We start from the raw sequence: 6,894 nt of genomic DNA on the forward strand, positions 1-6,894 counted from the left end.
CGGCCAAGCCTGACAGAAGGTCAACACAATCAATGAGAAAAATTCCATCTTGAGGTTCACGAAGCTGATCCTCCCAATAGACGAATTTTGGTGCGTTCTCATTTGTCAGCGCGCTTTCTAGCCTCTCGACGGGATGCAGCACGTTCCGTTTCATCCAAGTGATACGCTGCGTTGCCGACATGTCGAAAGGTGAAACCGCGAAGGCGGACGGTGACATTTGCAGCGCTCGGCGTTTCGCCTTCCCCGATGAGCTGATCTTTTCCCAGAAACCTGGAAAGCGCGGGTCGTCTTTCAGGCGGAGAATTGAGCCGACATCTTTCCGGCAGGCCGGTCCGAATGACCCTGTGTCATCTTGGTCAGATGGCGGTTCCACTGTTCCAATGCCTCGCGCTTCTCGTCCGCGTATGAATAGACATTGTAGATAGCGGCCACGCCCGAAACCACACCCGTCTTGTGGTTGAGAAGCGCCTCGGTGACGGGCTGGGGTACGCCCAGCATCGCCATGTTCGTGGACATCGTGCGGCGCAGGTCGTGAATGATCCAAGGTTCCGTGCCTTCGGGCAGAGCCTTGTCGAGGCGGTCCTTCAGGCGACCGAACCCCGATACGGGCGATTTCCCGGTGGTCGTGAACACGTAGTCCGACCCGAGGAACCTCGGCACCTTGCGCAGCACATCCTGCATCGCATCAGTGATCGGCACGGTTTGCTGCCTGCCGTTCTTGGCGCGCTGCGAAGGCAGGGTCCAAAGGCGTTTTTCGAGGTCGAGTTCCGACCAGCGCATTTCAGCGACCTCAGCGCGTCTCTGGCCGCTGAGCATCAACAGCTTCATGCAATCCCCGAAAGGGTAGCCTTCGGCGTCACAGGCCGTCCACAGCGCGCCCAGCTCATCGTCGGTCAGCACGCGTTCGCGCGACCGTTCCTTGGACAGCGGTTTCATCCCGGCGATGGGGGAGGCATCAATCATCCCGCGTTCGACGCACCAGCCCATCAGGTGCTTTAGGTGGGCCAGCGCGCGGTTCGCACTGACCGGCGCGGATTTGTGGATCACGTCGCAGGCTTTCACGACATCGACGCGCTTGATCTCGTCGATCCGTCTGCCGTGTAGGGTGGTGAACTTCGCCAGCAAGGCTTCCTTGCGCTTCCAGTCGCGGTTGTGAACCTTAGCGTGCTTTTCGATGTAATCGGGGATCACGTCGCCCAGCGTGGGCTTCGTTTCGACCTCGATGCCGGTGCGATCCTCGAACCGGCCCTTCTCGATTTCGTAAAGAACCTGACGCACTCGTTCACGCGCCTCGGCCAGCGACAAGACGCCGAACCGCCCGATGGTCAGGCGCCGCATCTTGCCGTTGATGCGCTTGTGTAGGCAGAAAGTTTTGGTGCCGGATGTGCTGATGCGCAGGACAAGACCTGGCATCAACTCGTCTCGAAAATCGAGACGTTTGGACGGATCAGGCTTCTGCCCTTCGATGAACTTGGTGGTAAGTTTGCGTTTCATAAACCCATGATACAATGGGCGGATGAGCCGCGTCAGGGACAAATCTAGATACAAGCTGCAAGTATGAGCCGGTTTGAAACTCCGAAGGAAAGAATTCCCGAGAACTCTATAGTTGACGTTGCCCGAAAGCCTTAGGGAGATTAATTGCAACCCCTCTCCATAGTGCCGCTCAAGGCAGCTTCCCATATTTTGTCAGAAACATATGGTCTTAGGATGGTTACTTGCGTACTGCGAAATCGTGAACGACTAGGGAAAATTCAACCATGACGGAATGCAATTATTCCTTAGGAGATAGTCCACCCGACTGCAGCGCCTCGCGGATATCCGAGCGAATTTCATCCAAAGTGTCATCAAACTTTACATAGACGACTCCGGACACATCGCTTGGTATTTCGATATCACCCTTATACAAAAGCCTAGTTCTTTCACGACCCAAAACTCCGAAAAACCAACCCATTTCGAAGATAACATTCTGTCGAGCCCGAAAGACTTGATCGTCCGGAATTTCGCTGGCCATCTTGTCATCAGGCGTTATCAAGATGAAGGCGAATTCGCAAGAGGCAGCCTGATCTAGAAATTCCTCATAAATTGATCGCCCTTTCTTCGGGGCAAACTCAAGAACGACAGGCGTACAGCCCATGTCTCTAAGAATTTTTACAAGTTTGTCCCGATGGGTGAGTGCGTGGCCGTGAACCACAAAAACACTTGGCGACATCGTATTATTTCCCTTTGCGGATATTTTCAGCTATTTCTATAGAATCAAAATAGGAGCTTGTCTTCGGGATGACCGAAACGTCAAAATCATGTATTTTCGAATTCCGCGCACCGATACTTTCTCTTTGGGCCGTACAGAGCACAATCCGGGCGCACCGGTTTCTTTTCCCGAAACTTCCCGCTCTAATTTCTTCAATCAAACCAAACCCGAGAGCGGCATTTGTTGTAGCCTCTTCGCCAGAAATTCTGGGGATTGAATAGTCCACAAACAGCAGATCAAAATTTCTTGCTCTGAGCGTTTTCTCTGTCTCCTCCAGGCTCTCAGTCACTTCAACGTCAAATCCTCTGCGCCGTAACTCTCGTAGATTAGCGCGAATTGAACGTGGTACATCCTCAACCCACAATATCGTCACATCTCGCGTAAGAACATCGGTCATAGCTTCAGTATCCTTCTCCCAAGTTCAGCGTGTTTAGGAAGCCACAATCGAAATTGTGTCTCATAACCTTCAAGTGCTTCAATTCTACGCGGGTCGTCAAATTCACCGGTGGGCTTACTGTAGTGGCAGACAATGTCACCGCCGTGCGCCCTCACAAACGTTCTTGCGAGATGAAGCCCAATCCCCCTTCCACGTATGCTCCGAACCCTATCTTTACGCTCAATTCTAGCATACTTCCCGAAAACTTTCCTCATCTGATCTTCGGGTATCCCTAACCCCCAGTTCCTCACATTGAGAAAAACACGGTCACCCTGCGGTTCAAGAAAGACACCGACTTCCATAGGTCGTCGACGGTGGTGGTTGTCAAACTTTGGGAAGCTGTACTTGAGCGCATTTTTCAATAGGTTACCGAGTGCCATCTTCAATAGCACATAATCTCCCACTATCTCGGGCGATTTCGAGTTTCCAGGCTCCAAGTTTTCGCTTCTCTTGATCGTGAACCGCCCCTTTGCAACTCTTCCTGCGCCCAATCCGGTTTCGTCAAGAACCAACGACCAACTCAGCGCGTCTCTCCATGCATCATCGACAAGCTCCGACCATCGATATCTTTTGAAATTGGCCTCGATTGAGCTCGTTCCGATTTGGGCAAGGGCGCGAGGTATCTCAGTAATGATTTGTATAACACCACCCTCTTGATTAACCTCACGCTTCAAAGCCTCAAGTTCAATGACCCTCTCCTCCGGTTGAAATTTCTCACCCGAAACTGCCACAGACGAAGTAAATTGCCGCATCGCGTCTATTGCAATATCACACGCTTCGATGGCTGTTTGAGTCAGTATTGAAACCGGCGTTCCGACTTCATGCCCAAGATCCGCCAACATGTGATCTGCCTTCTCCGCAGAGATCAGTGAACCCGAGGCTTCGTTTGCAAACGCATATACCGATAGAACTGATTGGATAAACTCAACTTCAGTACTCATCTGCCCGAAAAGTTCGGAAAATCCCGTATCATGTTCACTCCAAGAAAGTGAAATGCAAAGCAGCATGTCCTCCGACACTAAATCGGCCTTAATGATTATCAGGGATTCGCCGCCTAGCTTCCTTAATTCTTGCGCCATTCCCTCCCACTTGGCTGCACTCCGCCCCATTTGTCTGAGGTCTACCAAAATGAATGTATCTGAGAGATTATGAGCTTCCAGCGCCTTACTCAGCTCCGATTCCGCCCAAAAACGGCGGTTCCTGTATACAGACATGCCTCCGCCAGCATCGATCACTTCACTAGTGCCATCCAATTGTGAGTCGACTGCCAGAACGAAATGCTCAAACCCTGAGTGGTTCAGGTGCGCAATCAGACCGGAAAAGTCGACTCTTACCTCATTCTCGACCTTTAATCCTTCAGTAGCGGAGCTATGTATCTTGTTAAGTTGAAATTGCCGGACCTCGCGTTCAATCTTCTCCGAGAGTTTTTCACATGAATTCCAAAGGTCATCCCGGTCCTTCTTTGAGAAGAAAATTAGGTCAGAGTTGATGCCGCGAAACAACCTTAGTAGATACTGCTTTGATCCAAATCCAAAAACACCATAAAGGCAGGACTTTATGCCACCTATTTCCTGTCGATGTCTATTTAGGCTTAGTTCAAAGATTCTCTCAGATGAACGTTCGCAGAAGTCTTCGAAGTCTGGGACATACCTTGATGATTTTGAAATGGCTGCGTTGCCAGTTAGGAATTCACCAATCCGATACTTTTCTGGAAAATGTTTTTCGCTGACAATCTGTCCAGACAAGATCTCCTCGATCTTTTCTACTCGCCCAGTAACTGCGTCAATCTCAAATATGGACACACAGTCCACCGGAAAATTGTCTGTAATAAATCGCAGAATGGTAAGTGTTGAGCCGTTTGAAAGATGCCCGGTGCCTGAGTCTAAGTGAATGCTATCTTCAACTTCTTCTCGCGCGTGTTCGATTGCGGCTGATCTTTCCGAGATCCAAAATGATAATCGGAGCGCTATTAGTCGTAGGGCCGAAAGAGCATTTTCATCGACGAGTTTTAAGTCTCCAGTCCATGAGATCGCCAGCAGTCCATAAAGCTCGCCAGTCGTTTGATTGGCAATCGCCAAGTCTACCCATTGAGTTCCATTTATTTCAAGATCATCCGGCCAATCCAGATCTTGGCAATTATCATGGCTATCAAAACAGTAGCCGTTTTTTAACTTTCCTTTTCTTGATATTGAGGTGTCCGAAAGTCGAATTTTATATCCACTAAGTTTTCCGCCATCCGCCTTCGGTTGATCTCTGTAAGAGTATGACACGAGCTGTATCTCGTCATCGTGCCCGGAGACCCCGTTGTCGGTCTTGAGATAAAATCTTGCCGAGTGAAAACCAAATTGAACTAGCAGATCCAAAATGGATGAGATCTTCTTGTCAAAGGCTAGGGTATCGTTCTCAACGACATTGCCAATGTCTAGTACAAACTTCGTGCCAATATTTTTCACTTCAAGTACGTCCGGAGCGTATGTTTCTGGTCGATACGATCACCCTTGAGCAGCTTCTGTCAACGCTCACGCGCATGGTTACGGTTTCATTTTCGTTTTCAGACTAATTTTTCTGGCGGGTCTAGCTTGTGGGTATCACTGGGGTAGCAGTGGGAGTGAGCTTTATTGCTCCGGCGCGAGACGGGACGAAATAATCTGCGACGCGCAAAGATCAATGCTTTCAATCTGCTATCTCACAGGTTGAGCGATCTTGAGACAGCCCGTGCGGACTACAAGGCTAATTGAAAATCCTCGTGTCGGTGGTTCGATTCCGCCCCCGGGCACCACATTTTAATAATCTTATCAATGCCTTATGACCTCCGCTGCATATCGGGGCTGTGGGTATTTTGCGCTTGGGTATCAGTTGGGTAGCACTTCAGGCGGTCTGCTATTTGATGTTCGGCGCACGACTAAGGAAAGCCCGGACTAGGCAAGTTAAAATTTTCTTTGGGAAGGGGCTTGAAATGCGCAAGTGATGCGCAGATGTTTAACGCACCGGAGGTCTGACGGATCAACGCGGTTTGTACTGGCTGCGGGTGACATCGGCGTCGTCGTCAAGGTCCTTGAAAGATCCGGGCCGTGTTCTTGGGGTGCTTGTTCGGCACGTAGGTTTTCTTGTTCGTCATGATAATCTCCGACATGCGATCCGGCAGCCACAGGTGATGGACACCCTCGGGCGCGCGCAGGTCGCATTATTTGGTGGGGTTTGGTCGCCGGTCAGTAGTCGGCGTAATGGGTGCGAGCGCGCTCGGCATCGCGGTCAGCGAGCCAGTCCTCGATCTCAGACAGGAACCACGCAACGCTGGTCCCGGCCATCCTGATACGCCGAGGGAAGCGCCCACGGGCCTCCCAGCGCAGTAGGGTCGTGTTGCTCACGTTGATGCCAAGGCGCTAGAGGTCAGCGCGCGTGGCCAAGGTCTTTCGACCGTCTGCAATCTTCATCTGTCTTTTCCTTCAGCCTGTGGAGTGAAGGAATGCGCATTCCATTTCGTCAGCCGACAGGCAGAAGGTAGCGGACGCGGATACAGCAAAAAATTGTGAGGAAATTAGTTCATTCACTGATTGGATTTTTGCGCCGTCCTGCTTTGGCCAGGTCCTGACGCCCTGTTGCCGAGATTGCGCGTTTTCGGGCTTCCTTGAATGCGTGGTCGGATAGGCGGGGAAACCTATCTTTGGCCTCACGCTTCAATGCGTCGGACGGAGGAATTCTCCGCTCTGCGTCTGAGAAAATCTCTATCAGCCAGTCAAGACACTGGTTCTTTGCCAATTGGGTCGGGGTGGCCGGCTGAACAACCTTGCCGCGCAGCCATCGTCGCAATTGCTCAATATGGATACTGCAACGGACAGGTTCATTCATGCCGTGATGAAAAACATGGTCATCTCGCAGGATAAACCGAAAGAACTCTTGGTCTGCATCCTGCGGGCGTAGATCGCCGCTGTGTTTGAAATCAAGAGTGTGCCAATGGGCGCTAACGTCGCCGGATCGCAGGGCGTTTCGCAGGATTGCGAGAACCTCGCGATGCTCGGCACCTTTTGGGTCTTCCACGTTTTCAGCACGCCATGCTTCATGGAAGACCTCGCATCCAACGACTTGGAACGCCTGTCTTGGGCCTTCAAAGGGATTGGCGTTTGCGAGGTGCGATTTCGTCATCGTGCTTTCGAACCAGCTTCATCACATGTTGCGACCATGCGCCGAGGGCGTCGCGCTTTTCGTCCGC

At 51.3% G+C, this 6,894-nt stretch carries 6 protein-coding genes; all 6 read right to left on the reverse strand.

The features are described from left to right. Positions 1-291 precede the first annotated feature (291 nt). Entirely contained in the window at positions 292-1,494 is a 1,203-nt protein-coding gene (locus AC04PT_RS19945; RefSeq protein ID WP_482875546.1) for a tyrosine-type recombinase/integrase, read from the reverse strand. Between the two features lie 277 nt (positions 1,495-1,771). Continuing rightward, the gene (locus AC04PT_RS19950; RefSeq protein WP_482875547.1) at positions 1,772-2,209 is read right to left on the reverse strand and encodes a TIR domain-containing protein; all 438 of its coding nucleotides are present in this window, start codon (positions 2,207-2,209) and stop codon (positions 1,772-1,774) included. Between the two features lie 4 nt (positions 2,210-2,213). Next, entirely contained in the window at positions 2,214-2,645 is a 432-nt protein-coding gene (locus tag AC04PT_RS19955) for a response regulator (RefSeq protein ID WP_482875548.1), read from the reverse strand. Beyond that, positions 2,642-5,137 carry a sensor histidine kinase gene (locus AC04PT_RS19960; RefSeq protein WP_482875549.1) on the reverse strand — a complete coding sequence of 832 codons (2,496 nt, stop codon included), beginning with the start codon at positions 5,135-5,137 and terminating at the stop codon, positions 2,642-2,644. The genes AC04PT_RS19955 and AC04PT_RS19960 overlap by 4 nt, the downstream gene beginning before the upstream one ends. A 756-nt stretch (positions 5,138-5,893) precedes the next feature. Next, on the reverse strand, positions 5,894-6,052 hold the full coding sequence (locus AC04PT_RS19965; protein WP_482875550.1) for a helix-turn-helix transcriptional regulator: 159 nt from the start codon (positions 6,050-6,052) through the stop codon (positions 5,894-5,896). A 175-nt stretch (positions 6,053-6,227) separates the two neighbouring features. Then, positions 6,228-6,827 carry a hypothetical protein gene (locus tag AC04PT_RS19970; protein ID WP_482875551.1) on the reverse strand — a complete coding sequence of 200 codons (600 nt, stop codon included), beginning with the start codon at positions 6,825-6,827 and terminating at the stop codon, positions 6,228-6,230. Positions 6,828-6,894: the final 67 nt, after the last annotated feature.

This window comes from Litorisediminivivens sp. KMU-197, assembly GCF_056858395.1.

What these genes read in the sequence shown, in the direction of transcription:
- AC04PT_RS19945 (WP_482875546.1), bottom strand. Translation starts at nt 1,494, where the DNA reads ATGAAACGCAAACTTACCACCAAGTTCATCGAAGGGCAGAAGCCTGAT.
- AC04PT_RS19950 (WP_482875547.1), bottom strand. Translation starts at nt 2,209, where the DNA reads ATGTCGCCAAGTGTTTTTGTGGTTCACGGCCACGCACTCACCCATCGG.
- AC04PT_RS19955 (WP_482875548.1), bottom strand. Translation starts at nt 2,645, where the DNA reads ATGACCGATGTTCTTACGCGAGATGTGACGATATTGTGGGTTGAGGAT.
- AC04PT_RS19970 (WP_482875551.1), bottom strand. Translation starts at nt 6,827, where the DNA reads ATGACGAAATCGCACCTCGCAAACGCCAATCCCTTTGAAGGCCCAAGA.